This window comes from Sagittula sp. S175 (assembly GCF_049800975.1).
Lineage (GTDB): Bacteria > Pseudomonadota > Alphaproteobacteria > Rhodobacterales > Rhodobacteraceae > Sagittula.
The window spans coordinates 9,239-34,883 of sequence record NZ_JBNAGB010000027.1; the positions used below are offsets into that span (position 1 = coordinate 9,239).

The window sequence follows — 25,645 nt, forward strand, 5'->3', positions numbered from 1 at the left end:
CCCGGGGGGTTTTTTTTTTTTTTTGGCGGGGGCCCCGCGGGGGCGCGGGGGGCGCCCCCCGGGGGGGCGCCCGCAACACGCCTACGGCGCGTCAGGGGCGCTGCCCCCAAACCCCCGAGGTATTTGCCAAACCAAAGAAGCAAAAGCGCGCGTCCTTCCGGCGTGGGTTGCAGTTTTGGCTGGCCGGGTTAAGTGTCGCGCCATGAGCGAAAAGAAAATTCCCCGCGCCGTGATCTTGGACTGCGACGGCGTCATCGTGGACAGCGAGCCTGTCACCCTCGACATGATCCGCATGGACGTGGCCCGCTACGGGCTCGTCATGGACGATGCGCAGGTGCATGGACTGGTGGGTGGCACCATGGCCGATGTGGCGCGGCGCGCGCGTGGACTGGGCGCTGACTTGCCCGAGGATTGGGTGGACGCCTTCTACGCGCGGCTGGCCGAGGGGGTTGCGCTGATCCCCGGGATCGAGCCTTTGCTGGACCGGCTGGACGCCGCCGGGATCGTCACCGGCGTCGGCTCGAACGGGTCGGATCAAAAGATGCAGGTGACGCTGGGCCAGCACCCCACCGTCCGCGACCGTTTCGCCGTGATCCTGTCCGGGCAGACCCTCGGGCGGCCAAAGCCCGCGCCCGACCTCTATCTCGAAGTTGCCCGCCGCCTCGACGTGCCACCCGCCGACTGCGTCGTGGTCGAGGACAGCCCCACCGGGGCGCGCGCCGGGATCGCCGCCGGAATGCGCGTCATGGGCTACGCGCCCGAGGGCAACCCCGCGTTGTCTGATGTGGGGGCGGAGGTGTTTGCCTCGTTGAATGATCTCCCCGCCCTGCTGGGCCTTTAGCGTTCGGCCAGCGTAACGCCCCGCGCGGCGCAGTCCAGCAGCACAGGCGAAACCTTCCACGCAACCGGGTCTTCCTGCACAAGCCTCTGGAGCTTCTCGACAATCGCCGGGACGCCCAAGCTGTCGGCGTAGTGCATCAGCCCGCCCCGCCAGCGCGGGAAGCCGTAGCCAAAGACCGTCACCAGGTCGATGTCGCGGGCGCTTTGCGCGATGCCCTCGCCGAGGATATCCGCCGCCTCGTTGATCATCGCAAGCAGCAGCCGCTCGCGGATGTCCTCCGCACCGTAATCCGTGCGGGTGATCCCGGCGAAATGTGCCTCCTCCAGCGCGAGGTCCGCCACGATCGGGTCCTCGACCTTGCCATTGCCCCCCGGGTAACGATACCAGCCCGCCCCGGTCTTGCGCCCCAGCTTGCCCAGTTCGACCATGCGGTCGGCGATGGGGATATAGCGCCGCGCCGGGTCGCGCGTCGCGTCCTGCCGGCGCCGGTTGGCATGTGCAATGTCCAGCCCCGACAGGTCCTGCGCCTCGTAAGGACCCATGGCGTAACCAAATTCCACCATGGCCTCGTCCACCTCCCACGGCGTCGAGCCATCCATGAACACCGTATCCGCCGCCTCGCGGTAGCGCGCCAGAATGCGGTTCCCGATGAACCCGTCGCAGACCCCCGCCAGCACCGGGATCTTCTTCAACCGTTTAGCCAGCGCGAACCCGGTGGCCAAGACACGGTCCGAGGTCGCCTCGCCCCGCACGATCTCCAGCAATTTCATGATGTGCGCAGGCGCAAAGAAATGCAGCCCCACCACGCGCGAGGGATCGTCCACCGACCGCGCAATCTCGTCCAGATCAAGGTAAGAGTTGTTCGACGCCAGCACCGCTTCCGGTGCAAGAACGGCCTGCAACTGGCTGAAAATACTGCGCTTCACCTCCACACTCTCAAAAGCCGCCTCGATGGCCAGCCCCGCCTCCGCCGCATCGCCGTAGTCCTGCGACAGCACCAGCCGCGCGCGGCGATCCTCGGCCCCGGCAGCGTCGATCAAGCCCCGCTTCATCGACGCCTCGACGATCTTGCCCACATTCGCGCGCGCCCGCTCCACGCCTTCGGCGTCATTTTCCAACAGCGTCACGCGCACCCCCGCGTTCAGCAGGGCGTAGGCGATCCCCGCCCCCATGGTGCCGCCGCCGACCACGGCCACATGGCTGAAATCCCCTGGTTCAGCCGTCAGCCATTCCGGCGCTTTCGCCGCCCGCTCGGCAAAGAACACGTGACGAAGCGCCCGAGCCTGCGGCCCAACCCGCAGCGTCAAGAAAGCCTCACGCTCCACCGCCAACCCTTCGGCCAAAGGCACCGTCGCCGTCTGCTCCACCAGCTCGATGGCCCGCAAGGGCGCCACCTGCTGCGGGGCCTTCTTTGCCACCGACAAACGCGCCGCCGCCAGTGCCTCAGCATCCAACTCGGGCGCAGGCAGGTCACAGACCCGATCCGCCAGGGCCACGGACCCCACGTCCAACCCCAAAGCCACCGTCAGCGGATCATCCGCCACGCCATCGATCAACCCGATCCGCTCGGCCTCCGCCGCCGTCACGGCCCGCCCCGAGGAGATCATCTCCACCGCCTTCGCCATGCCCACCAGACGCGGCAGGCGTTGCGTCCCGCCACTGCCCGGAACGATGCCCAAAGTGACCTCCGGCAGGCCCAACTGTGCAGAAGGTGCCGCAATCCGTACACGACAAGCCAGCGCCAACTCTGTCCCGCCACCCAGCGCAACCCCGTTGATTGCCGCCACCCATGGCACTTCGCAGGCCTCGATAGCGTTCACCACGTCATTCAGATGCGGCGCCACGGCAGGCGCATCGAACTCACGCGCGTCGCCCCCGGCGGCAAAGGCACGCCCCGCGCCCATCAGAACCACCCGGCTCACCCCCTCCTCCGAGGCCGCGCGCTCCAACGCTGCAACCAACCCCTGCCGCACCGCCAAACCGATCGCATTCACCGGCGGATTGTCCAAGGTCACGATGAGGGCCGTGCCCTCGCGACGACAGCCGACAGCCATCCCGTCCTCCCACGCGCCCAAAGCGCCTATTCCAGAAAACCCTCGCGCGCGAGCAGCGCCTTGAACGCCTCGACGCTTTCCTCCAAGGATGCGCCGCTGGTGTCCAGCGCCGCATGCGCCCGCTCGTACAGCACCTCGCGCGCCCGCAGGATAGTGCGCAGCTGCTGCATCGCCTCGGGCTGGCCCGCCATGGGCCGCAAATCGCCCTGCGCCCGCACCCGCCCCATGTGCTCTTCAGGCGAAGCCTTCACCCACACCGTGTGAAACCGCTCCAAGACCCGCTCGTAAGTACCGCTCTCGGCCACCAGCCCGCCGCCCACGGCCAGGAGGATTCGGTCATGCGCCTTGATGACGCCTTCCACCGCTTCGGCCTCCAGCTGGCGATACCCCTCGGCCCCATAGAGCGCCATGATCTCGCCCACGGGCATCCCGCCCAGCCGCGCGATCTCGGCGTTCAGTTCCAGGAAGGGCACGCCCAGCGCCTCGCCCGCCAGCCGCCCCAGCGTCGACTTGCCCGCACCCCGCAGACCCACGAGGCAGACCCGCTGTGCCCGCGCGCCCTCCGGGGCCTGCGCCTCCAGCACTGCCAAGGCCCGCGCCTGCACCGCCCGATCCGCCCGCGCGAACAGGTCCGCCACGCGCAAGACCTCGGACGTCCAGGGGTCTTCCTCCCCCACCAGCCGGTCCACGTCGAGGTCCAGCGCCAGCGCCACCTTCATCAATAACCCGATCGAGATATTGCCCTCGCCGCCCTCCAGCTGCGCCAGGTAACGCGGCGAGACTCCGGACATCTCCGACAACACCCGGCGCGGGATATGCCGCGCCTCCCGCGCCCGCCGCACCCGCTCGCCGACCCGCACCAAAAGCGCCTCAACCGCGCGCTCGGCCTCCGCGTCGCGCTGCGCCATGTCCATCGAAAGCGGCTGCACCTTGCTCATATGTCCCACGCTTTGTGTATTATAGTGCAACACAGTAGCCGCTTCGCCGCCCAAAGCAACGTCAAACAGGCGCTTTTCTGCACAATCTCGGCGCAGACTTAGGTCCCGGCCACCGGCAGATGTGCCTCGACCAAGGCGCGGATGTCCTCTGGTGGCGGACACTTGGCAAAGGCCGCTGCCGTGACAAAGACACAGGTGAACCGCCCCTCGAAACACACGACTCCATCCTGCCGCCCCACCACTTCGAAAGTGATCGACGTCTCGCCCAGCCGCACCGGTTGCACACTGCACATCAGGCGATGCCGCGGCGTGATTGGCGACCTAAAGTCGAGATTCATGTTGACGAAAGGCGTCCCCACCCCCCGGTCCAGCTCCATCTGGAACCAGCCATCACCCAGCCGATCCTCCCACCAGCCATTGATTGCATCGAGCGCGAACCAGGGGATCCGCGCCGTGTAGACGATCCGCGCCGGGTCACAATCTCCCCAAGCCACCCGGATCTCGTGCACATACGGCTCACTCATGCCTTATCCCTCCACAGGACCACTGCCCCGGACCAACACGCCCGGCCCCTGCTTCTTCTTGGTCGAAGTACCTCCGGGGGAGTCTCCGCAGGAGACGGGGGCAGAGCCCCCTCCACCCTCTCAATAGGTCTCGACGTGATAGCGCCCTTCTTCGCGCATCGCGTCGCGCAGCGCCGTCCACTGCTGCCCGATGCTCTCGGCAATGTTGGTAAAGGCCAGCTCGACCCCCTCCTCCATCCCGCGCAACCCACAGATATAGACATGGGTCTTGGGATCATTCAGCAGGTCCGCCACCCGGTCCTCTTCCATCCGCATCCGGTCCTGTACGTATTCCTTGCCCTCGGCCATGCGCGAATAGACCAGGTGCTGCTCCAGCAGCGCCTCCGGCACCTTCTTCAGCGGCCCGAAGTACGGCAGAGCATCCGGCGTGCGTGCACCGAAGAACATCACCATGCCGCCCGACTTGCCTCCGACCGTGCGCTGACGGCGCATGGTAAACCCGCGCATCGGCGCCGAGCCCGTGCCGGTGCAGATCATCAAGAGCCGCGCCTCGGGGTCGTCGGGCATCAGGAAAGTCGCCCCGAACGGCCCCGTCACCCGCACCTCGTCCCCCACCTTCAGGTCACACAGGTAGTTCGAGCACACCCCGCCCGCCTCGCGCTTCACCGTCAGGGACAGGTTGTTGTAGTTCGGCCGCTCGCCGTCCCGCGGGCTGCTGACGGAATAAAGACGCGGCAACAAGGGCTTGCCCTCCGCGTCCTCGCCCGGCGGAAGGATGCCGATGGACTGTCCCTCCAGCACCGGCATGGGCTGCCCCGCGAAATCGAGGATGATGTGCCGGACGTCGTTCTCCGGGTCCTTGGTCAGCGGCACGATCCCCGTGACCTTCGCCACCGCAGGCTTGCCCAAGGTATAGAGGTTCACGGTGGGCTTCGCCGCCGAGGCCGGCGCGCGCGCCTTCCCCCCGGCCCCGGAATGCGCCTCGGCCAGCAGCGCCGCCATGGCCTCGTCCAGCGCCTCAAGGCCGGTATCCGCCTCGCTCCCGCCCAGCTCAGCCTGCTCGGGCAGCTCGTCCCAGCCGAACTGCTCCTCCACCGAATAGGGCTCCGCCACCACGCGCCATTCGTCGATCGACCCCGTGGGACAGACCGGGATGCAATCCATGCAAAAGTTGCACTTGTCGGCATCAACCACGACATTGTCGTCGTTATGGACGATCGCCTCCACCGGACAGGTCATCTCGCAGGTGTAGCAGCGGATGCAGATTTCCGGGTCGATCAGGTGTTGTTTCAACGGCTTGTTCACGCGCGGTCCTCCCCCGGGTGCCCAGCCCGGCCCCGGCCCTGTCGTTTCGTCTGTTTCGGGTTATCAGCCGGCGCGGCCCAGCACCACATCGGGCACCGACAGCGCCTCGATCAATGCGGCGCACAGGCCCGTGCAGCCCTTGCAGCCGATGCACGGCCCCTGGATGCTGACCAGTTCCTCGCCCACGGCGCGGGTGCGCGGGGCATGTCCGACAAGTCGCTTCGATTCCATGACGTTTCCCCTGTTCGCAATCGGGATATGATCCACAAAAAGGCCGGACCTCCGGCCATCCTGCCATGCGCCAGATCAAGGCGGGATGAATTTTCGCTGAAAATTCGCCCCACCCCGACCCGAACCTTACGCCATATGCAGCTTCACGTATTCGAAGTCGCCCGGCTTGTTGTCGATCCCCACCTTCGGCGCGGCGATCCAGGACGCATACTTGCCCGGCTCGTAACAGGGTTTCATCAACGAGGTGATGAAGTCGCCATCCGCATGGGTCGGCAGCCACTGGGTGATGCCGCGATCATACTCCTCGCCCGACAACAGCTTGCCATCGGGGTCAAAGTTCTTGCCCGCGAAGACACCGATCTTGCGGTTGAACGCCTGATGCGGCAGCTTCAGCTCGAACTCGATCCCGGCCTTCTCGATCAGCTTGTTCCAGCGACCGACCCCCCCCGCCGCGTCACGCACGTAATCGTCGCGCAGGCGCATGTTGATCGCCGTCAGCGCCGGCACCTCGCGCTCGATCAGCACGCCGTTCTCGATGTCCAGCACCTTGTAGGTGTCGCCCTGCAGCTTGTGGTCGTCGTCGATCCGGGTCTCCATGTACCGACCCTTGATCCCGGCGTTGAAGGCATTGGCCGCATTGGTCGACACTTCCTGCCCGAAAAGGTCCAGCGACAGGGTGTAATGCAGGTTCAGCTTCTTCTGGATCGTCGGCAGGTCGATGACACCCATGTTGCGGATCTTGTCCGTGTCGTAGGGATCGGTGATGCCCGCCTTGTTCATCGCGTCCAGCGTCGCCTGGATGGTCCGGCCCACCCCGGTCTCGCCCACGAACATGTGGTGCGCTTCCTCGGTCAGCATGAAGCGGCAGGTGCGCGACAGCGGATCAAAGCCCGACTGAGCCAGCGATTCCAGCTGCATCTTGCCGTCACGGTCGGTAAAATAGGTGAACATGAAGAAGGACAGCCAGTCTGGCGTCTCCTCGTTGAAGGCCCCCAGCATCCGCGGCGCTTCCTCGGACCCCGAGGACCGACGCAGCAAGTCATCCGCTTCCTCGCGGCCATCCTTGCCAAAATACTTGAACAGCAGGTAGACCATCGCCCACAGGTGGCGGCCTTCCTCGACGTTCACCTGGAACAGGTTGCGCATGTCATAAAGCGACGGCGCGGTCAGACCGAGGAAGCGCTGCTGCTCCACCGAGCCCGGCTCGGTGTCGCCCTGGATCACGATGAGCCTTTTCAGCATGTTGCGATACTCGCCCGGCACTTCCTGCCAGGCCAGTTCTCCCGCATGCTCGCCGCAGGGAATGCGCCGGTCCTCGACCTGCGGGGCCAGCAGCACGCCCCAGCGGTATTCCGGCATCTTCACGTAGTCGAACTTCGCCCAGCCCTTCGGGTCCACGGACACGGCGGTGCGCAGGTAGACCATCGACTCCTGGAAGTTCTGCGGGATCAGGTCGTTCCACCAGTTGATGTAGCCCGGGTGCCAGCGCTCGAGCGCCTTCAGCACCTTCTTGTCACCGGACAAACCGACGTTGTTCGGGATCTGCGTGTCATAGCTGACGTTGATAAGGTCCATCATGTGCCTATTCCTCTCCGTATGCCCGGAAACTTGAAAAGTTTCCGCCGCGGTTTCTTTTCAAGAAACCGCCTCTCCCAGCGTCAAACGCGCTCCATGTTGTAATCGCCGCGCACACCGGTGCCATACCGCTGCAACGCCCCATTCTCGCCCACCGCGTTCGGGCGGATGAAGATCCAGTTCTGCCACGCCGTCAGGCGGCCAAAGATCCGCGTCTCCATCGTCTCCGGCCCGGCAAAGCGCAGGTTGGCCTCCATGCCGGTCATCGCATCCGGGCTGAACGACGCGCGCTCTTCCAGGAAGATGCGGATCTCGTCTTCCCAGTCGATATCGTCGAGGATCATGGTGACAAGGCCGGCCTCATCGGCATCCTCGGCCTCCAGCGCCTCACCCTTCTTATCCTCGGCCCCGGCCAGCGCCTCGGCATCGCCCAGGAACCGCGTCTGCAACCGCGTCAGACCATTGGCCATCGGCATCGGGCCGAAGTTCGCATCCGACAGCGTCACCGTGGCAATAGGACGGTTATCCCCCTCGAACTCGTCTTCCATCATGTAGGACCGGTCCACGGCGAACAGCAGCTCCGCCAGAACCCCGGCAAAGCACGACCCGTGCTCCACCAGCGCCACCATCGAACGGGACGTCACATCCACCCGCTTCAGCACACGCTTCCAGTACTGCAGCACCTCGCCCGCCAGCCAATGATCCTTGTTGGCCATCAGCAGCGCCTCATGCGCCAGCAGCACCTCGGGGTCACCTTGCGTCTTCCAGACCATCAGGCCCAGTTCCGGCTCGTTCAGCCGCAGGTGCAGGATCGCATCGTCCAGCTCGCGCGCCGCGCGCAGCATCCAGGCCTGATCGCCCTGCGCCTCGAAGGCCGCCATAACCGCAGGCGCATCCGCGTCCGGCCCCTTGATGGTGATCGTCACGGTGCGCCCTTCGCGGTTCGCCTGCACCTCTACGGTCGAATACGTCACCGAGCCATCCTCATGGAACGTCCGGTCCAGCTTGCCCAAGGTCACGCCCTTCGCCACGTCCGCCTTCCTGGACGCCGCCGCGAATTCCTTCGCCCGCTCCTCGACCGTGGCATCGAACTTCGAATTCGGGATCACCTCGTCCACAAGGTTCCACTCCGCCGCCCGCTTGCCGCGCACGCCTTCCTCGGTCGAGCAGAACACATCCGCGCGGTCCCGGCGGACCTTCCGCTTGTCCGTCACGCGGGTCAGACCGCCCGTCCCCGGCAGCACCGCCAGCAGAGGCACCTCTGGCAGCGACACGGAGGACGAGGAGTCATCCGTCAGCATGATGTGGTTGCAGGCCAGCGCCAGCTCATAGCCGCCGCCCGCGCAGGCACCCTTGACCGCCGCGATGTACTTCTGGCCGCTGTCCTCCTCGGCCGCCTCGAAGGTATTCCGCGTCTCGTTGGTGAACTTGCAGAAATTGACCTTGTGCGCGTGCTTCGCGCCGCCCAGCATCCGGATGTTCGCCCCGGCGCAAAAGATACGGTCCTTGCCGGACTTCATCACCACGACCTTCACCTCGGGGTGCTCGAAGCGCATCCGCTGCACGATATCCGCCAGCTCGATATCGACGCCCAGGTCGTAGGAGTTCATCTTCAGCTGGTAGCCGTCGAACAGCCCGCCGTTCTCGTCGACGTCCATATAGAGGTTCGCCACCGGGCCGTCGTATTCGACCTTCCAGTGCTTGTAGGCAGCCGGGTCCACCTGGAACTCGATTCGCTTGGTCATTCGTCCTGTCTCCTCCGCGCTTGGGTGGCACTATACCGCAAAAACCTGCCCTCGCAATGCGGTTTTCACATTATAATGCACATTACTCCACGCCAAATATTGTTTCTGCATTATAGTGCATCAATCCATCCCAAATCGGTCGCACCAATCCCATCACCGGGCCATCCGCCCGTCGCCAGGCCTCGGCCATCAGGCCCCAGGCAATCCCTTCCAGCTTGGCCGCCGCCGCGTCGCGGCCCATTCGCCGCTTCAACCGCGCGTTGGCCAACTGGATGACGCCCTGCACCATCACCTTCTCGGCCGAGTTCTCGGGCGCGGCCATCCAGACCACCTCCCAGACCTCATGCGCTTCCCAGAAGTACCCCTCCCGAAAGAACCGCTTGCCCGCGCGCCAGGCCGGGCACTCCGCCAAAGGTTCCGCGACCCCCTTCAAATGATCGAACGCCCCCTCCGGGGGGCGCTCCGTCTGTCCGGGGATGTACGGCCCAGCGGTCACGCTGCATCCGGCTCCGCCGCCTCGATGCGCTCCAGCCGTTCCAGGAACTCGACCACCGCTGCCAGAACCGCCTCCGTCGCATCGAAATGCGGCGCGTGGCGGCAGTCATCGGGCACCAGCACCTCGACCGGGGCATAAGACCGCCCCTCGATCTCGCGGATCTGCGCCAGTGTCCCGTACTGGTCCTGCGCGCCTTGAATGGCCAGACAAGGCACCCGCCAGTAATCGATCACCTCGCCCGCGTGCCAGTCGCGGAACCCCTCCGCCAGCCATGCATCGTTCCAGCCCCGGAACGTGGCCTCGGCATCGTCATGATGCTTCGCCATCTTCGCCTTCAGATCGGTCGTCGCAAAGGCCTCCTTGGCGCGCGCGATCTCGGCCAAACCCATCTCTTCGGTAAAGAAATGCGGCGCCTCCAAGACCAGCCCACGCACCCGGTGATCCTCCACCGACCCGGCATAGATCGCCGCGATGGTCGCCCCGTCCGAATGCCCCATCAGCACCCCGCGCCGAAAGCCCACAGCCTCCAGCACCTCCGGCAGCACTTCCACCGCCTCGCGCGTCATGTAGTCCAGCGGGCGCGGCAGATCCGCCGCCTCCGACCGGCCATAACCCGCGCGCGAATAGACGAAGACGCCCCAGCCAGTCGCCTCAGCCAGCTGCTGCGGGAAGTCCCGCCACAGCCCCGCCGAGCCCAACCCCTCGTGCAGCAGCACGATGGTCGGTGCCTCACCCGGCCCCGGCCCCACGCCGAAACTCTCCAGCCGCTTGCCCCCGGCGACAACCTCCGCCGGCCAGCTCATGCCACATCCTCCACGGCTGGATCGCAGGCCTTCGCCTGCCGCAACTTGAAGCGCTGGATCTTGCCCGTCGCGGTCTTTGGCAGGTCCTCCACGACCTCCACCCAGCGCGGGTATTTCCACGCGCCGACCTTGGCCTTCACGAAGTCCTTCAACTCCGCCACGACCGCCGCCGCGTCCGAGCCGTCCTTCAGCACGACAAAGGCCTTGGGCTTTTCCAGGTCATCCGCATCGCGCCATGGCACGACTGCCGCCTCCAGCACACCGGGATGGGCGACGACCGCCTGCTCCACCTCGAAGGGCGACACCCAGATGCCCGAGCATTTGAACATGTCGTCCGTGCGCCCGCAGTAGACGAAACGCCCGTCCTCGGTCACCTCGTACTTGTCCCCCGTTCGGGTCCATTCCCCTTCGAAGGTCGACCGGCTCTTGGACCGCTTGTTCCAATAGCCCTCGGCGGCCGAGGCACCCCGCACCAGCAGTTCGCCCACGCCGCCCGGCGTGATCTCCTGCCCGTCTTCATCGACGCAGCGCAATTCATACCCCGGCACCGCGCGTCCGCTGGTGCCGTAAACCACGTCCCCCGGCGCGTTCGACAGGAAGATGTGCAGCATCTCCGTCGAGCCCACCCCGTCGAGGATCTCGCAGCCCCAGAGCCTGTTCCAGCCGTTGCCGACCTCCTCGGGCAGGGCCTCCCCCGCCGAGATGCAGCGCCGCAGCCGATGTGCCGGCACCGCGTTCTTCTCCAGCCAATGCACCGTCGCGGCATAGAGCGTCGGCACCCCGCAGAAAATCGTCGGCTGCTCATCCGCCACGATCTGCACTGCCACATCCGGCGTGGGCCGCCCGCCATACAGAACCGTCGTCGCGCCCACCGACATGGGGAAGGTCATGGCATTCCCCAGCCCGTAGGCAAAGAATATCTTCGCCACGGAATAGACCACGTCGTCTTCCCGGATGCCCAGAACCTGCGCCCCGTAGGTGTCCGCCGTCGCCCTCAGCGCGCCATGCACATGCCGCACGCCCTTCGGCTGACCCGTCGAGCCCGAGGAATAAAGCCAGAAGGCACATTCATCCTCGCCCACCTGCGCGGGCTTCCTCGGCGTGGCGCTGGCCATCAGCGCCTCGTAGGACAGCGTCCCCTCGGGCGTGTCGTCGCCGATCACCACCACGTGCCGCAGGAAGGGGTTCTCGCCAAGGATCGGCTTCACCACATCGTACAGCTCGCGCGAGACAAACAGCGCCACGGCGCGGCTGTCGCGGAAGATGAAGTCGTAGGTCTCGGCCGTCAGCAGCGTGTTCAGCGCGATCGGCACCACATGCGCCTTCAACGCGCCCCAGAAGATTTCCGGGTATTCCACCTGATCGAGGATCAGGCAGGCCACCCGCTGCTCGGGGTGAATGCCCAGCTGGTCCATGGCCCCGGCTACCAGCGCGCTGCGCTCGGCCAGCTTGCCATAGGTCAGGTCACGCTTCTTGCCCGCAGCCTCGCGAAAGGCCACCTTGGCCTCGCGCCCCTCATCGACGTGACGATCCACGAAGTGGATCGCCGCATTGCGATTGTCCGTCATATCAAACCTCCCAGCGACCCGGGCAACGCCCGGATCAAGCGCACGCGTCCGGTCTCCTCCCCGAACGCGCTTGTGCGCTATAATGCCAGTCACGTGAGACAAATCAACGATTGATATGTGACGTGTGCACTTTTGTGCACATGTCGTTTGGGGGCTCTGCCCCCGGCCTGCGGCCTCCCCCGAGGGTATTTGGAAAACCAAAGAAGCAGGGCGCAGGCGCTAACATGGCAAGTATTGCTGACTATTCGGTCGGCTTTGCGCGAGTGTGTCGTCGTCCTCTTCGGCGTCTCGCGGCGCGGTTTACCGTGGTCTTCCGGGAAAGTTTTTCTGCCGGTTAACGGCGAAATTTTTCATGCAACGGGGGCGGCGGCTGCGAATCGCCTGACAGGTTAACAACCGGCCGGTTTTCCCGGCCAAACCGGCCGCGACTCACCTTGCGTACGCCGTAACCAAGATTGAGTTTCGTTAAGCCCTTGTGGACAACGTCGGGCAGGACACCGTATGTCGTGCAGCAACACTGCGCGCGCTGCGTTAACCGCTGCGCGCGCCGTCTTAACCCCGCTGACGCGGTAACCGGATCTTAATCAGACGCGCACCACCTGCGGGTCGCTGTCGTCATAGAGCCGCGCCACCAGCCCCGCCCGGCGGGCCTGCACCTTGCGGAAGTTCAGGTTGCCCTTGGCGGTGATCTCGCCATCCCCCAACGAGGGCGGTTCGCACATCACCAGCGCGCGGCTGACCCGCGTGGCAGAGCCATGCTCGCCCCGCGCCCGCAGTTTCTTGGCCAGTTCGTGATGCAGCACTTCCGAGCAGTAGAGCTCGCCCTCCTGCACCGCCATGTCCATGCAGGCCTGCGACGGGAACACCAGCACGCCGATCTCGCCCTTGTCCGCGCCGCAGATCACCAGGTCCGCCGCCAGTGGCGCCAGGTCACGCAGCAGATCCAGCCGCAGGTTCGCCGCCCGCACCCATGTCCCGGTCAGCAGCTTGAAATCCTCCGAGATGCGCCCGTCGAACTTCATCCCCTTGTCGATGTCCTCGGGATCGACGAACTTCATCGCGTCCCCGGTGAGGAAGAACCCTTCCTCGTCAAAGGCTTCGGCGGTCTTCTCGGGATCGTTCAGGTATTCGGGCATGATGTTCGGCCCGCGCACCCGCACCTCGCAGCGCATCTCGTCATCGGGGATCAGCTTCACCTCGACCCCAGTCATCGGCACGCCGACGATGCCCGACATATGCGTCGGCTCGTGCTGGATCAGGCAGGCCGGGCCGGTCTCTGTCAGACCCCAGCTGGAGTTCATCAGCGGCACCGTCCCGGTGACCTCCCGGGCCATGTCCTCCAGGTCGTTCCACACGTCCTGCGGCAGCGACGCCCCGGCGTAGAACAGCATGTCGAGACCCGAGAAATACATGTCGCGCAGGGCCTCGTCCGCCTTCATCGCGTCGCGCATCTTGGCAAAGCCCACCGGCACGTTGAAGGCCAGTGTGCCGCTCTTCATACGGTTGTTCTCGATGGACAGGCCCATCAACGCGGGCGTCGGCTTGCCGCCATCCACGTAGAAGGTCCCGCCATTCGACAGCATCATGTTGAAGTTGTGCGAGCCGCCGAACACATGGTTCCACGGCAGCCAGTCCACCACCACCGGCGGCTTCGCCGGATCGCCGAGGAAGGGCAGCGCGTCGAGGATCTGCGCCTGGTTCGCGCACATCATGCGCTGCGTGGTCACCACCGCCTTAGGGTGCGAGGTCGACCCCGAGGTCATCAGGTACTTCGCCACCGTGTTCGGGCCGACCGCCGCCGCCGCCGCATCGACACCCGCGTCCGATCCCATCAGGTCCGACAGCAGCAGCATGTCACCCGAGGCATTCTTCGCCACGACCTTCAGCATCCCGTCGAAGATCGGCATGGCCAGCGCCTCGCCATAGCGCGCGCCATCGTCGGCAAAGACCACCGCCGGCTTCACCACTTCGACGCAATGCTCCAGCTGGCCGCGCGCCTCGGGGATCAACGAATACTGCTCCGCCAGGGGCACCGTCGGCACGCCGATGTACTGCGCCGCCAGCGTCAGCAGGCCATGGTCCACCCCGTTGCCGGAGATCACCACCAGCGGCGCGGACACCCCGCGCGCCAGCAGCCCACCGGCCAGCTCCCGCACGATCCGGCGCGTCTCGGCATAGCTCACCTCGCGCCAGCCCTCGCCGTCGCGTTCGGCAATGAACACCCGGTCGGGCGCCTCGGCGGCCCAGCGGTCCACCCAGACACCGGTCTTCTCCGCCACCGGGCTCATGTCGTAGCCAGAGGTCAGGATGATCGAACCATCGGCCCGATCCTCCCGCTTCACCTTGTGCGCGCGATACTGAACACCCATCCCCAGACCCTCAGCGCTGTGGCAGACGCACAGCGGCGTCCAGCCGGATGACCGAGCCGTTCAGATAGGCGCTTTCGCAGATCTGGCAGACCAGCTGCGCGTATTCCGCCGGATCGCCCAAACGATGCGGGAAGGGAATGTTCGCCACGATCCCGTCCACCGTCTCCTGCGGCAGGCCCTCCATCATCGGCGTGTTGAACAGGCCCGGCGCAATCGCCATGACCCGCACGCCCTGCTTGGCCATCTCGCGGGCGGCAGGCAGGCACATCGAGGCAATCCCGCCTTTCGACGCCGCATAAGCCACCTGCCCGATCTGCCCGTCCTCGAAGGCCACCGACGCGGTATTGATGACCACGCCGCGCTCGCCCCCCTCCAGCGGCTCCAGCGCCATCATCTCGCGCGCCGCATGGCTCATCACGTAATAGGACCCCATCAGGTTCACCCGGATCGTCTTCTCGAACAGTTCCGTCGACAGCACGCCCTCGCGCCCGACAACCCGCGCTGCCAAGCCAATCCCGGCACAGCTGACCGAAATCCGCGGCGCGCCGAGCGTGGCCTTCACCTCGGCCACCGCCGCCGCCACCGAAGCCTCCGACGACACGTCGGTCTTTACCGCATGTCCACCGATCTCGCGCGCCACCTCGGCCCCGCGATCGGCGTCGAAATCGAGGATGCCAACTCTGGCCCCCTCGGCCGCCAGTCGCCGCGCCGTTGCCGCCCCCAGTCCGCTCGCCCCGCCCGTGACGATCGCAACCTGTCCCGCAATTTTCATGTCGAACCTCCCCTCGGGCGCCCGGCCCCATGTTCTTTGGTTTCACAAATACCCTCGGGGGAGTCGCCTCCTCAGAGGCGACGGGGGCAGCGCCCCCTCCCCGCTCGAAGTCCATGCACCGCCTCACGCGATGCATATTCCCGACTCCTCTCCCGCTTATGGCAGCAGGAACAACGTGATCGCCGGGAAAGCCACCAGCACCACCACCCGCAGCAGGTCGGACACGACGTAATACAACACCGCGCGATAGGTGGAGACCATCGGCGTCTCCGGCGACATGGCGTTGATGACGAACAGGTTCATCCCCACCGGCGGCGTAATCAGCCCGACCTCGACGACGATCAGCACGAGGATGCCGAACCAGATGGCCGTGTGTTCCGGCGACAGCCCGAAATCCATCGCCATGATCACCGGAAAGAAGATCGGGATCGTCAGCAGGATCATGGAAAGCGAGTCCATGAAACAGCCCAGGATCAGGTAGATCACGAGGATAGCCGCCAGCACCGCGATCGGCGTCAGACCGAGTCCCACGACCCACTCCGACAGCTCCTGCGGCACCCGCGTCCGCGCGAGGAAAGCGTTGTAGAACGCCGCCCCCAGCACGATGAAGAAGATCATCGCCGAGGACCGCGCCGTATCGGTAAAGCTGTCCAGCAGCGTGCGCCAGGTCAAGCCACCATTAACCAGCGCGATGATACCAGTTCCCAATGCACCGACGGCCGCGCCCTCGGTCGGGGTGAAGATACCGCCGTAGATGCCGCCCACCACCGCGAGGAACACCAAGAGCACCGGCCAGACATCGACCAGCGCCCGGAACCGCTCGCCCATCGGGACCGGTTCGCGCACACCGGCGCTCTCGGGGTTCACCCGCACGTAGATCGACACCGCCACCATGTAACCGATGGCCGCAAGGATACCGGGCACAAAGGCCGCAAGGAACAGCTTGGCGATGTTCTGCTCGGTCAGGATGGCGTAGATCACCAGCACCACCGACGGCGGAATGAGGATGCCCAGCGTGCCCCCCGCCGCCAGCGTCGCCGTGGCAAAACCGCCGTCATAGCCGTAGCGCTTCAGTTCGGGCAGCGACACGCGCGACATGGTGGCAGCCGTCGCCAGCGACGACCCGCAGATCGCGCCAAAGCCCGCGCAGGCGCCAATCGCCGCCATGGCCACCCCGCCGCGCCGATGCCCGAGGAAGTTCTCTGCCGCCTTGAACAGCGCCTGGGACATGCCGCCCAATGTCGCGAAATACCCCATCAGCAGGAACATCGGCACGATGGACAGCGAGTAGTTGGAGAATTGCGAATAGGCGAGGTCCTTCAACTGCGCCATCGGCAACTTGGTGTTCCCCATTGTCAGCCACATCCCGGCAAACCCCGCCGAGAACATCGCCAGCCCGATAGGCACCCGCAGGAAGATCAGCAGCAGCAGCGCAGGGAACGACCAGATCCCGATTTCCAGATTGCTCAATGGTCCGCTCCCACGGCATTCGGCACGATCACGCGCCCCGTCACGATTTCATACACCCGCACCACCACGAGGTAGCAGGCCACCACCGCCGAGGCAGCAGCTCCGACAAGGCTGGCCGCATAGGCCCACCACACCGGGAATTCCAACAACAGCGTCGTCTGCCCCGAGGAAATCTTGCGCGCCATGCCCTCTTCCAGCTGCACCGCGATCACCACCATCACCGCCGCGAACAGGATCGCGATCAGCACGTCCAGCACGCGGTTCACCGAACCAGGCAGGAAGTTGGTGAACACGTCGACCGAGGCATGGCCGCCCGTCACCGTGCAGAACGGCAGGAAGGCAAAGATGCAAAAGGCCATCCCGGCCTCCACCAGTTCAAAGTCGCCGCGAATGGCGCCGACGCCCGCGTCGATCAGGCCCTGCGCGGCCCCGGCCATCACGTCCACGGCCACCAGCGCATGCAACAGGCTGTTGCCCGCGCGGCCGATGATCGACAGGCAGACCATGACAATCAGAACTGTCAGCACGGCGCCCCCGGCCAGCGCCATCAGGCGCGCAAGTCCAAGGACGATGCGGTGCAAACCGGCCATCGCGACATTCCCCTGTAATTCAAGTGTTTCCGATAAATGCAATCGGGGCCGCGACCATCGCGGCGCGGCCCCTCCTTAGGGCTTACTTGCCCCAGGTGTCCATGTCCGGCGTGTACTCGGACATCAGCTGCTTGGCCTCGTCGATCAGTGCCTGACCGTCGATGCCCTTTGCGTTCATGTCCGCGACCCAGGTCTCGTAGATCGGCGCGGTGATCGGTGCCCATGCCGCCTCGGCGTCGGCCTGGCTCACGGTGATGATGTTGTTGCCACGGTCCACCGCGATCTGGCGCGCCGGGCCATCGGCATCCGCCTGCGTACCACCGGCAAAGATCGAGAACGGCACGCCCGAGTTCGCGTCGATGATGGCCTTCAGGTCATCGTCGAGGCTCTCGTACTTGTCCTTGTTCATCGCCAGAACGAAGGTCAGGTTGTACAGCGCCGGACCTTCGAACTCGGTGTGGTTGGACACCAGTTCCGACACCTTCACCGCCGGGGTCACTTCCCACGGAATGGTGGTGCCATCCAGAACGCCCTTCGACAGCGCCTCGGACACCGCCGGAACCGGCATGCCGATCGGCTCTGCGCCGACGCGGGTCAGCAGGTCGTTCACCAGGCGCGAACCGCCACGGATCTTCATGCCCTGCAGGTCCTCGGGCTTGGTCACCGGCTTGTTGGTGTGGAACATGCCCGGGCCATGCACCCAGGTGCCGATGATCTTGACGTCCTTGAAGTCTTCGTCGGCCATCTGCTCTTCGAAGATCTTGGCATAGGCATAGGACGCGGCGCGCGCGTCGGTCACCATGAACGGCAGTTCGAACACCTCGGTGCGCGGGAAGCGGCCCGGGGTGTAGCCAACCACGGTCCAGCCCAGGTCGACGATGCCGTCCTGCACGTGGTCGATCAATTCCGGCGGGGTGCCGCCCAGCTGCATCGAGGGGTAGCGCTCGATCTCGATGCGGCCGCCCGACTCGGCTTCGATCTTGTCGGCCCAGACGTCCAGCACCTGCACCGGCACGTTGGCTTGTGCGGGCAGGAAGTGCTCCAGCGTCAGCGTGACATCCGCCGCCAGTGCGGTGGTGCCCATCAGCGCCGCGGCAAAGCCTGCCGCAACACCCATGAAGGTTCTCCGTGTGGTCATTTCGTTTCCTCCCTGAGAATGACCCCGCCCCTGCGGGCGGTCTTTAGTTGTTCGCTTCGTATTCCGCCATCAGGGCGCGCGCCTCGTCGATCAGCGCCTGACCGTCGATGCCCTTGGACTGCATGTCCGCGACCCATGTATCATAGATCGGCTGTGCCATTTCCGCCCATTTCTGTGCGTCTTCTTCCGACACGGTGACGATGGTGTTGCCATTGTCCACCGCGACCTGCCGCGCGGGGCCATCGGCCTCTTCCATGGTCTTGCCCGCGAAGACGCTGAAATCCAGACCGGAATTGGCGTCGATCACCGCGCGGTCCTCGTCGGACAGGCTTTCATAGACGTCCTTGTTCATCGCCAGAACGAAGGTCAGGTTGTAAATCCCCGGCCCGTCGAACTCGGTGTGATTGTGCACGAGTTCGGGCACTTTCAGCGAGGTCGTCACCTCCCACGGGATGGTGGTGCCATCGATCACGCCCTTGGACAGCGATTCCGGGATCGCCGTGACCGGCAGCCCGATGGGCTCTGCCCCGACCGTCTCCAGAAGCTGGTTCACCATGCGCGACCCGCCACGGATCTTCATCCCGGTCAGGTCTTCGGGGGCCGACACCGGGCTTTTCGTGTGCAACATGCCGGGACCGTGCACGAAAGTGGCCAGAACATGCACATCCGCGAAATCCGCGTCCTTCATATGCGTCTCGAACATCTTCCAGTACGCATAGGACGCCGCGCCGGCGTCCTCGGTCATGAAGGGCAGTTCGAACACCTCGGTCTGCGGAAAGCGCCCCGGGGTGAAGCCGTTCACCGCCCAGACGATATCCGCCACGCCATCCTGCACCTGGTCGATCAGCTCCGGCGGGGTGCCGCCCAGCTGCATCGCGGGAAAGCGCTCGATCTCGATCCGGCCATTGGAGTCGGCCTCGACCTTGTCGGCCCAGACGTCCAGCACCAGCTTCGGCACGTTGGCCTGCGCGGGCAGGAACTGGTGCAGGGTCAGCGTGACCTCCTGCGCCATCGCGCCCCCAGCCATGAACAGCGGCACCAGCGCCGCCGTTGCCGACAGGAAATGTCTGCGAAATAGTGCCATGATGTCCTCCCCTACACCGCGACGATATGTGCAAGATGTTGCAGGGTTCGCACTATATTGCAACACCTTTGCCACTTGAGAACATGGAACACGACTCGCCCCGACTTGTCCAGTTTCTTCCACTAGGAAACAAAATTTTGATCGCACGGCCTCTGCGGCGGACCAAACACCAGCCCCACCAGAAGATCAAGCTTCGTTGCACACGCAACGAAAAATCGCCGCACGGGGGAGGATCCGTGCGGCGGCACGTGCCCGGTGTCCCGGGCACACAGAGGGAGTGAAACCAACCGATCAGGCTCGGTACGGACCTCAGCCCAGCGTCACGGCCTTGCCGGTCTGCGCCGATTCCAGCGCGGCATCCGCCAGTTCCAGCGCCTTCAGGCCGTCCAGACCCGTGGTCGGCGTCGGCTTGCCATTGGCCACGGCGTCGACAAAGGCCGCGATCTCGTTGGCATAGGCCATGGCATAGCGGTCCATGAAGAAGTTCAGCAGCGGCGGACGCGCATAGCCGCCCTCGCCCGCCACTTCGACGGTCGACTCGTGGCGGTTCGCCGCCGAGGCCATGCCCTTGGACCCATGCACCTCGATGCGCTGGTCATAGCCATAGGTGGCGCGGCGCGAGTTGGTGATGACGCACTGCTTGCCCGACGCGGTCTTGAGGATCACGTTGACGGAATCATAATCGCCCGCCGCCGCGATCTCGGGATCGACCAGGTTCGAACCCTGTGCCACCACGGTCGTCACTTCCTCGCCCAGCAACCAGCGCGCCATGTCGAAGTCATGGATCGTCATGTCGCGGAAGATCCCGCCCGACACCTTGATGTAGCTGACCGGCGGCGCGCCCGGATCGCGCGAGGTGATGGTCACCATCTCCACGTCGCCGATGCTGCCCGCGTCGATCGCGGCCTTGACCGCCATGAAATCCGGGTCAAAACGGCGGTTGAAGCCCACCATCAGCGTCGCGCCGGTGTCCTCGACGGTCTTCAGCGCCTGCTTCACACGCTCCGACGACAGGTCCACCGGCTTCTCGCAAAAGATCGCCTTTCCGGCGCGCGCGAACTGCTCGATCAGGTCGGCATGGGTGTCGGTCGGCGTGCAGATGGCAACGGCGTCGATGTCCTCCGCCGCAGCAATTTCGTCAGTCGAGCGCAGCTCGCAGCCATAGCGGGATGCCATGGACTGCGCCGCGGCCTCCAGCGGTTCGTAAAGCGCGACCAAGGCCGCGCCGGGGGTGGCGGAAATGGCGCGGGCGTGGGCTTGGCCGATGCGGCCTGCGCCGAGAATGGCGAAACGAAGGGTCATATGCGCGGCTCCTTGAAAGTCCGGTCTCGTGTCGTGTCGGTCGCGCCCTCGCGCGGCCCGTGATGCGGAAACCCGCCATTAACCCGCGCACCGGCGGTGTCACCGGGCGGCAGCCGTTCTGGCAGGATTTGAAACGGGTGCAGCATACGCTGCGGCTCCTCCGGCGCCATGCTCTCCATGTTTCGCCCCCGCCTCGCAATCCCCCCATGATGTTTTGTATCATGACCAATCACCCAGCCCCGCCGCAGTCATGATAAAATTCTCTCATCCCTATCGTTCACCGTACCGCGCCTCCAAAGTTTGGTGCGCAGAGCCGAAGCCCGCCCAGATGCGCGCATGAATCGGCTGACGATCCGGCGTCACTGAAAGCCAACACTACACATGCGCTCCAGTTTGCCGGTTCCTGCCCCAAACAGCCGCCTGAGAAAGAGCATCGGTACACAGCGTCGGACCGCTTACCGTGCGACCCAGGCTATCAAGCTTGGACGCCGACCAATGCCACCCCTACATTTCTGGCATGGACCGCCACACCACGCGCAGATCTGTCCTTCGTTGATCTCATCCTACTGGCCCCCCACCGGCATCGATTATTCGCAGGCGACCCGATGCACGCGTGGTCCTTACGTCCGAGTACACAGATCACGCATGGCCTTACGCCGGGATCGCGAGCGTAGCACTCGCCTCCCTGAAAAGGCTTATCGACCGCGCGTGCTGTGCGATGTGCTGGCGATGGAGCTCTTTCCCGGGTAAGGTTGTCCCATCGTTGAACCAAGCTCCGTTAACTGATTTACCTTAGCCATGGAATTGACCTGCCCAAATTGCGGCCACCCCGTCCCGGAGGTGGTCAAGTCCGTCATCATGCAGACTTGCCCCTCGTGCGACACCACGTTGTACATCGAGGGCGAGCGGCTTCTGAATGCCGGCTCGGCGGGCGAGATGCACGACGGCCCGCAGCTGTTTGCCATCGGCGACATCGTCAAACTTGGCCACAAGGCGTGGGAGGCGCTTGGCCATGCGCGGTTCAGCTACGGGCGTGGCTGGTGGGACGAGTACTGGTGCGAAGACCCGCGCGGCAACGGTGCCTGGATCTCGGTCGACGAGGGCGACATCGTGATCCAGTTCGAGATCCCCGACGCCCAGCGCCCCGGCTTCACCACCGAAAGCCCGCTCGGCCACAGCTTCCAGTGGCAGAACGAGCGCTTCCGCGTCATTGAAACAGGCCGCGGCGAATGCAGCGCACTGCGCGGCGCCTTTGGCGAGCGGCTTCTGGTGGGAGAGTCCTTCACCTACGCCAATGCGCAGGGCGATCACGGCACGCTGCTCTCCTGCGAAACCGATGCCACTGGATCGGGGTGGTTCACAGGCGAATGGCATGATCCGTTCGAAGTGTCGGGAGAGCCGCGATGACCCTCTCCTCTGACCTGAAGTCGATCAATTGCACCTCCTGCGGCGCGGGTCTGAACCTGCTCGGCGGTGGGCGCGTGGTGGTCCATGTCTGCCCCTACTGCGGAGCCGAACTGGACGCCCAGCACGGCTACAAGCTGTTGACGAAATACGACAGGCGCAAACGCCCGGACTCCCCCTTCACCCTCGGGATGTCGGGGCGGCTCATGGGGGTCGACTGGCAGATCGTCGGCACCATCGGCCTGCGCGAAGGGCCTTTCGAATGGGCCGAACACCAGCTGTATTCGCCGACCCACGGCTACGCCTGGCTCAACTTCGAGAACGGAAACACCACCTTTTCGCGGCGCGTGCGCAAACCCACAACCCCGGCCTGGATCGACAGCCGCATGGTCAATGCCGCCGACAACCGTCCGACCGTCCTGCTGAATGGCGACCGTCACACGTACTACGAGACCTCGCGCCCGCAAATCACCTACCTCGAAGGCGAATTCACATGGGCGCCAAAGATGGACGAAAAGACCACTACGGTCTCGCTGCTCTCGTCCTCTGCCATGCTCGACTTCTCCACCTCCGGGGCGTTCAAGGAACGCGAGGTCTACCGCACGGTCTGGCTCTCCCCCGAGGAAGTCACCCTCGCCTTTGGCCTCGACACGCCGCCGCGTCCCATCGACCGGCATCCGACGCAGCCCTTCGGCGGAGGACATAACGACAGCTTCATCCGCCTCGTTGCGGGCGGGTGCGCCGTGGTGGCCTTGCTGCTGGCGATGCTCATCGGCGCCCTCAACCGGCCGCCCGACATTCTGCCCGCAACCCGCGTCAGACTCGCCGACCTGCCGCAAACCTTTGACTTCGAGGTCACCAATACCGAACAGCTGGTGCGCATCGCCTTCGCGTCCAGCCCGTCGAACGCCTGGCTCGGAATCGACTTCGACGTCACCGATCCCGAAGACGAGACCCTGGTCGAATCCAGCCGCTTCATGGAATTCTACAGCGGCCGCGACAGCGACGGCGCGTGGTCCGAGGGCAACCGCTCTGCCGGGCTCAAATTCCGCCCCGCAACCCCCGGCACCTATCAGTTGACCCTCTCCGAGGCCGAAACCGAACTCTGGACCGATGGCCGCGCCCCGACCGAAGTCACGGTCTCCGTCTCCGAAGGCGTGCGCATGCCGCAATGGCTCTATCTCCTCGCCATTGGCTTCGGTGTGCTGACCCTCGCGCCCTGGGCGCGTCAGATCTGGCAATACAAACAGCGTTTCGCCGGTTCAGACTGGGACGAGGACTGACATGACCCTGTTTCGCATTGTCTTCCTCTCCCTCTCGCTCTCAGCGCTCGCGGCCACCAGCTACGTTGCCTGGTACGGCCTTGGCGGCAGCTCGGGCGAGGAAACCCGCTCCATCCGACAAGGCTCCAATGGCGCCGGCTCCATCGCCGGCCGCATCAAGTAATCGCAGGAAGGGACACCATGGACCCCATCATCACGATCCAGCTTTCCGAGGTCATCGGAACCATCTTCTACACCTTCCTCGGCGTGCTGCTGATGGGGCTGTGCTGGTGGCTCATCAACAAGATGACCCACTTCTCGGTCGTCAAGGAAATCGAGGAAGACCAGAACACCGCCCTTGCCGTGCTTATCGGGTCGGTTTTCCTGTCTCTGGCAATCATCATCTCCTCCGTCATACTCTCGTCCTAACCCAGTGACCGAGACAACCGCCCCGACGCGCCTGCGCGAGGCTTGGCTGCTGCTCGCCACCCTTCTGGTGGCGGTGGCCGGGCTGATCTACGAACTGATCGCCGCCACGGTCTCCAGCTACCTGCTGGGCGACTCGATCCGGCAATTCTCCTTCGTCATCGGGGTCTTCCTCTCGGCCATGGGCCTTGGCGCATGGGCCTCGCGCTTTGTCACCGAGGCGGTGCGCGGTTTCATATGGGCGCAAATCGCGCTGGGGCTCATCGGCGGATTCCTCGCGCCCATGCTGTTCTTCTCCTACGCCACAACCGACGCGGTGGGTGTCGCCCTATATGCCGCACTCATCGCAATCGGCGCCCTGTCCGGGGCCGAGATCCCTCTCATCGCCCGCACCCTCGAAACGATCGGCGCGCACCGCTTCCGCTTCGAAAACGTGCTCACAGTCGATTACATCGGCGCGCTCATCGCCTCGCTGGCCTTTCCGCTGTTCATCATCCCCAACCTCGGGCTGATGTCGGCCAGCCTTGCCTTCGGCCTGCTGAATTTGCTGGTGGCGCTCCTGTCGCTCTGGATCTTCCGCGACGGTGCCGCCCGTGCCCAGTGGATCGCCTGCACCGTCGCATTACTGGCGACGGGCGCGGCGCTCATCCAGTCTGAACGCCTCGTTTCTGTCGCGGATGCCGCGCTCTTCGAGGACGACGTCATCCTGACCGAACTGACCCCCTACCAGAAGATCTCTGTCACCCGCTTCCGCGACCGCACCCGGCTCTACCTCGACCACTCGCTTCAATTCGACAGCCTCGACGAACACCGCTACCACGAGTCCCTCGTCCACCCCGCCATGTCGCTGGCCGAGCGCCATGCCAACGTCCTGATCCTCGGCGGCGGCGACGGCATGGCCGCGCGCGAAGTGCTGCGGCACGCAGGCGTCGAAACCGTCACCCTTGTTGATCTCGACCCGCGGATGACGCAGCTGTTTCGCGACCACAACGACCTTGCCGCGTTGTCGGACAACGCCCTGCGCGACCCGCGCGTGACAATTCTGAACCAGGATGCCTGGCAATTTGCCGAGAGCTCCGAGGAAATTTTCGATGTCATCATAGCCGACCTGCCAGACCCGAAAAACATCGCCCTGTCAAAGCTCTACAGCCGCGAATTCTACAGCCTTCTGATAGAACGTCTCGCCACCGGCGGCGCTTTGGTCACGCAGTCCGGGTCCCCGGTCTACGCCCGCGAGGCCTTCTGGTCCGTCGTGGCCACATGGGAGGACACCCGCAACCCCGCCACGCCCTCCGAGCCGCTCAGCGTCCTGCCCTATCACGCCTATGTTCCCAGCTTCGGAGACTGGGGCTTCACGCTGGTCACGCCCCTTCCGCACCGCCCCCGTCCCCTGAACTTGCCCGACGGCCTGCGGTTTCTGGATCCGGAGACATGGTCCGCCCTGCAGATCTTTGGTCGCGACGCCGCCCGAGTGCAGGTCCAGCCCAACAGCCTCCAGACCCACCATCTCGTCGACTACTATCTGTCCGGCTGGGACCAATGGTTCCGCTGATACGTTAACACATTGTTAACAAAACAGGTTTCGCAGCAAAACCTTCAAACCCGCCCTTCTCCGATCCCCCCCTCGTTGTCCGCGCCTTGCAAGGCGAGGTTTGGGCGGCCTCCGCGACAGGCCGCTCTGCACGAAACCTGCACATCTCCTGTCCCTCGTCTGCACAGCCTCCGGGGCATTCCTCTTTCCAGCGACA

The 25,645-nt window shown here is 65.0% G+C and carries 24 protein-coding genes; 6 read left to right on the top strand and 18 right to left on the bottom strand.

Translation table 11 applies throughout. The features are described 5' to 3' along the window. Positions 1–202 precede the first annotated feature (202 nt). Complete coding sequence (locus ACP16H_RS22820) at positions 203–841, top strand: HAD family hydrolase (RefSeq protein ID WP_425074538.1); 639 nt, start codon at positions 203–205, stop codon at positions 839–841. Here ACP16H_RS22820 and ACP16H_RS22825 read toward each other — a convergent pair. The 18 genes from ACP16H_RS22825 to ACP16H_RS22910 form a co-directional block, all read right to left on the bottom strand. Further along, positions 838–2,895, bottom strand: coding sequence for an FAD-dependent oxidoreductase (locus tag ACP16H_RS22825; protein ID WP_425074539.1), 2,058 nt, complete (start codon positions 2,893–2,895; stop codon positions 838–840). The genes ACP16H_RS22820 and ACP16H_RS22825 overlap by 4 nt on opposite strands. A 26-nt stretch (positions 2,896–2,921) precedes the next feature. Then, a complete protein-coding gene (locus ACP16H_RS22830) occupies positions 2,922–3,833 on the bottom strand; it encodes a helix-turn-helix transcriptional regulator (protein WP_425074540.1) in 912 nt (303 codons plus the stop codon). 98 nt (positions 3,834–3,931) lie between these two features. After that, the gene (locus ACP16H_RS22835) at positions 3,932–4,357 is read right to left on the bottom strand and encodes an acyl-CoA thioesterase (RefSeq protein WP_425074541.1); all 426 of its coding nucleotides are present in this window, start codon (positions 4,355–4,357) and stop codon (positions 3,932–3,934) included. A 120-nt stretch (positions 4,358–4,477) separates the two neighbouring features. Beyond that, positions 4,478–5,662 carry a benzoyl-CoA 2,3-epoxidase subunit BoxA gene (gene boxA, locus ACP16H_RS22840; RefSeq protein ID WP_425074542.1) on the bottom strand — a complete coding sequence of 395 codons (1,185 nt, stop codon included), beginning with the start codon at positions 5,660–5,662 and terminating at the stop codon, positions 4,478–4,480. A 63-nt stretch (positions 5,663–5,725) separates the two neighbouring features. Then, positions 5,726–5,893 carry a hypothetical protein gene (locus tag ACP16H_RS22845; RefSeq protein ID WP_425074543.1) on the bottom strand — a complete coding sequence of 56 codons (168 nt, stop codon included), beginning with the start codon at positions 5,891–5,893 and terminating at the stop codon, positions 5,726–5,728. A 126-nt stretch (positions 5,894–6,019) separates the two neighbouring features. Beyond that, a complete protein-coding gene (gene boxB, locus ACP16H_RS22850) occupies positions 6,020–7,471 on the bottom strand; it encodes a benzoyl-CoA 2,3-epoxidase subunit BoxB (protein WP_425074544.1) in 1,452 nt (483 codons plus the stop codon). An 80-nt stretch (positions 7,472–7,551) separates the two neighbouring features. Next, the gene (gene boxC, locus ACP16H_RS22855; protein ID WP_425074545.1) at positions 7,552–9,213 is read right to left on the bottom strand and encodes a 2,3-epoxybenzoyl-CoA dihydrolase; all 1,662 of its coding nucleotides are present in this window, start codon (positions 9,211–9,213) and stop codon (positions 7,552–7,554) included. An 82-nt stretch (positions 9,214–9,295) separates the two neighbouring features. Next, positions 9,296–9,709, bottom strand: coding sequence for a DUF309 domain-containing protein (locus tag ACP16H_RS22860; protein WP_425074546.1), 414 nt, complete (start codon positions 9,707–9,709; stop codon positions 9,296–9,298). Next, the gene (locus tag ACP16H_RS22865) at positions 9,706–10,512 is read right to left on the bottom strand and encodes an alpha/beta fold hydrolase (RefSeq protein WP_425074547.1); all 807 of its coding nucleotides are present in this window, start codon (positions 10,510–10,512) and stop codon (positions 9,706–9,708) included. Before ACP16H_RS22865 ends, ACP16H_RS22860 begins: the two co-directional genes overlap by 4 nt. Beyond that, positions 10,509–12,080 (bottom strand): benzoate-CoA ligase family protein, encoded by a 1,572-nt coding sequence (locus ACP16H_RS22870; RefSeq protein ID WP_425074548.1) that lies wholly within the window; start codon positions 12,078–12,080, stop codon positions 10,509–10,511. Before ACP16H_RS22870 ends, ACP16H_RS22865 begins: the two co-directional genes overlap by 4 nt. A gap of 584 nt (positions 12,081–12,664) precedes the next feature. After that, complete coding sequence (locus tag ACP16H_RS22875) at positions 12,665–14,449, bottom strand: feruloyl-CoA synthase (RefSeq protein ID WP_425074549.1); 1,785 nt, start codon at positions 14,447–14,449, stop codon at positions 12,665–12,667. A 10-nt stretch (positions 14,450–14,459) separates the two neighbouring features. Next, positions 14,460–15,221 (bottom strand): SDR family NAD(P)-dependent oxidoreductase, encoded by a 762-nt coding sequence (locus ACP16H_RS22880; RefSeq protein WP_425074550.1) that lies wholly within the window; start codon positions 15,219–15,221, stop codon positions 14,460–14,462. Positions 15,222–15,377: 156 nt separating this feature from the next. Next, positions 15,378–16,691, bottom strand: coding sequence for a TRAP transporter large permease (locus ACP16H_RS22885; protein WP_425074551.1), 1,314 nt, complete (start codon positions 16,689–16,691; stop codon positions 15,378–15,380). Beyond that, a complete protein-coding gene (locus tag ACP16H_RS22890) occupies positions 16,688–17,281 on the bottom strand; it encodes a TRAP transporter small permease (RefSeq protein WP_425074552.1) in 594 nt (197 codons plus the stop codon). Before ACP16H_RS22890 ends, ACP16H_RS22885 begins: the two co-directional genes overlap by 4 nt. A gap of 82 nt (positions 17,282–17,363) precedes the next feature. After that, positions 17,364–18,419, bottom strand: a complete 1,056-nt coding sequence (locus ACP16H_RS22895) for a TRAP transporter substrate-binding protein (protein WP_425074553.1) — start codon at positions 18,417–18,419, stop codon at positions 17,364–17,366. A gap of 43 nt (positions 18,420–18,462) precedes the next feature. Continuing rightward, on the bottom strand, positions 18,463–19,503 hold the full coding sequence (locus tag ACP16H_RS22900) for a TRAP transporter substrate-binding protein (protein WP_425074554.1): 1,041 nt from the start codon (positions 19,501–19,503) through the stop codon (positions 18,463–18,465). 309 nt (positions 19,504–19,812) lie between these two features. Beyond that, positions 19,813–20,805 (bottom strand): inositol 2-dehydrogenase, encoded by a 993-nt coding sequence (iolG, locus tag ACP16H_RS22905; protein WP_425074555.1) that lies wholly within the window; start codon positions 20,803–20,805, stop codon positions 19,813–19,815. After that, positions 20,802–20,984: a hypothetical protein gene (locus ACP16H_RS22910; protein ID WP_425074556.1), complete on the bottom strand. Its 183-nt coding sequence runs from the start codon at positions 20,982–20,984 to the stop codon at positions 20,802–20,804. Before ACP16H_RS22910 ends, iolG begins: the two co-directional genes overlap by 4 nt. Before the next feature lie 679 nt (positions 20,985–21,663). On the opposite strand from ACP16H_RS22910, the gene ACP16H_RS22915 reads away from it, so the two are divergent. Genes ACP16H_RS22915 through ACP16H_RS22935 form a run of 5 tightly spaced genes read left to right on the top strand, consistent with a single transcriptional unit; the run spans position 21,664 to position 25,449 of the window. Beyond that, positions 21,664–22,212 carry a DUF4178 domain-containing protein gene (locus ACP16H_RS22915; RefSeq protein WP_425074557.1) on the top strand — a complete coding sequence of 183 codons (549 nt, stop codon included), beginning with the start codon at positions 21,664–21,666 and terminating at the stop codon, positions 22,210–22,212. Next, positions 22,209–23,492 carry a DUF4178 domain-containing protein gene (locus ACP16H_RS22920; RefSeq protein WP_425074558.1) on the top strand — a complete coding sequence of 428 codons (1,284 nt, stop codon included), beginning with the start codon at positions 22,209–22,211 and terminating at the stop codon, positions 23,490–23,492. Before ACP16H_RS22915 ends, ACP16H_RS22920 begins: the two co-directional genes overlap by 4 nt. Position 23,493: 1 nt before the next feature. Continuing rightward, complete coding sequence (locus tag ACP16H_RS22925; RefSeq protein WP_425074559.1) at positions 23,494–23,655, top strand: hypothetical protein; 162 nt, start codon at positions 23,494–23,496, stop codon at positions 23,653–23,655. Between the two features lie 17 nt (positions 23,656–23,672). After that, entirely contained in the window at positions 23,673–23,900 is a 228-nt protein-coding gene (locus ACP16H_RS22930) for a DUF350 domain-containing protein (protein ID WP_425074560.1), read from the top strand. Between the two features lie 4 nt (positions 23,901–23,904). Next, a complete protein-coding gene (locus tag ACP16H_RS22935; protein WP_425074561.1) occupies positions 23,905–25,449 on the top strand; it encodes a polyamine aminopropyltransferase in 1,545 nt (514 codons plus the stop codon). Positions 25,450–25,645 lie beyond the last annotated feature (196 nt).

What these genes read in the sequence shown, in the direction of transcription:
- ACP16H_RS22920 (WP_425074558.1), top strand. Translation starts at nt 22,209, where the DNA reads ATGACCCTCTCCTCTGACCTGAAGTCGATCAATTGCACCTCCTGCGGC.
- boxB (WP_425074544.1), bottom strand. Translation starts at nt 7,471, where the DNA reads ATGATGGACCTTATCAACGTCAGCTATGACACGCAGATCCCGAACAAC.
- ACP16H_RS22910 (WP_425074556.1), bottom strand. Translation starts at nt 20,984, where the DNA reads ATGGAGAGCATGGCGCCGGAGGAGCCGCAGCGTATGCTGCACCCGTTT.
- ACP16H_RS22930 (WP_425074560.1), top strand. Translation starts at nt 23,673, where the DNA reads ATGGACCCCATCATCACGATCCAGCTTTCCGAGGTCATCGGAACCATC.
- ACP16H_RS22900 (WP_425074554.1), bottom strand. Translation starts at nt 19,503, where the DNA reads ATGGCACTATTTCGCAGACATTTCCTGTCGGCAACGGCGGCGCTGGTG.
- ACP16H_RS22895 (WP_425074553.1), bottom strand. Translation starts at nt 18,419, where the DNA reads ATGACCACACGGAGAACCTTCATGGGTGTTGCGGCAGGCTTTGCCGCG.
- ACP16H_RS22890 (WP_425074552.1), bottom strand. Translation starts at nt 17,281, where the DNA reads ATGGCCGGTTTGCACCGCATCGTCCTTGGACTTGCGCGCCTGATGGCG.
- ACP16H_RS22915 (WP_425074557.1), top strand. Translation starts at nt 21,664, where the DNA reads ATGCAGACTTGCCCCTCGTGCGACACCACGTTGTACATCGAGGGCGAG.
- ACP16H_RS22875 (WP_425074549.1), bottom strand. Translation starts at nt 14,449, where the DNA reads ATGGGTGTTCAGTATCGCGCGCACAAGGTGAAGCGGGAGGATCGGGCC.
- boxC (WP_425074545.1), bottom strand. Translation starts at nt 9,213, where the DNA reads ATGACCAAGCGAATCGAGTTCCAGGTGGACCCGGCTGCCTACAAGCAC.
- ACP16H_RS22845 (WP_425074543.1), bottom strand. Translation starts at nt 5,893, where the DNA reads ATGGAATCGAAGCGACTTGTCGGACATGCCCCGCGCACCCGCGCCGTG.
- ACP16H_RS22825 (WP_425074539.1), bottom strand. Translation starts at nt 2,895, where the DNA reads ATGGCTGTCGGCTGTCGTCGCGAGGGCACGGCCCTCATCGTGACCTTG.
- ACP16H_RS22835 (WP_425074541.1), bottom strand. Translation starts at nt 4,357, where the DNA reads ATGAGTGAGCCGTATGTGCACGAGATCCGGGTGGCTTGGGGAGATTGT.
- iolG (WP_425074555.1), bottom strand. Translation starts at nt 20,805, where the DNA reads ATGACCCTTCGTTTCGCCATTCTCGGCGCAGGCCGCATCGGCCAAGCC.
- ACP16H_RS22820 (WP_425074538.1), top strand. Translation starts at nt 203, where the DNA reads ATGAGCGAAAAGAAAATTCCCCGCGCCGTGATCTTGGACTGCGACGGC.
- ACP16H_RS22865 (WP_425074547.1), bottom strand. Translation starts at nt 10,512, where the DNA reads ATGAGCTGGCCGGCGGAGGTTGTCGCCGGGGGCAAGCGGCTGGAGAGT.
- ACP16H_RS22925 (WP_425074559.1), top strand. Translation starts at nt 23,494, where the DNA reads ATGACCCTGTTTCGCATTGTCTTCCTCTCCCTCTCGCTCTCAGCGCTC.
- ACP16H_RS22830 (WP_425074540.1), bottom strand. Translation starts at nt 3,833, where the DNA reads ATGAGCAAGGTGCAGCCGCTTTCGATGGACATGGCGCAGCGCGACGCG.
- ACP16H_RS22870 (WP_425074548.1), bottom strand. Translation starts at nt 12,080, where the DNA reads ATGACGGACAATCGCAATGCGGCGATCCACTTCGTGGATCGTCACGTC.
- ACP16H_RS22880 (WP_425074550.1), bottom strand. Translation starts at nt 15,221, where the DNA reads ATGAAAATTGCGGGACAGGTTGCGATCGTCACGGGCGGGGCGAGCGGA.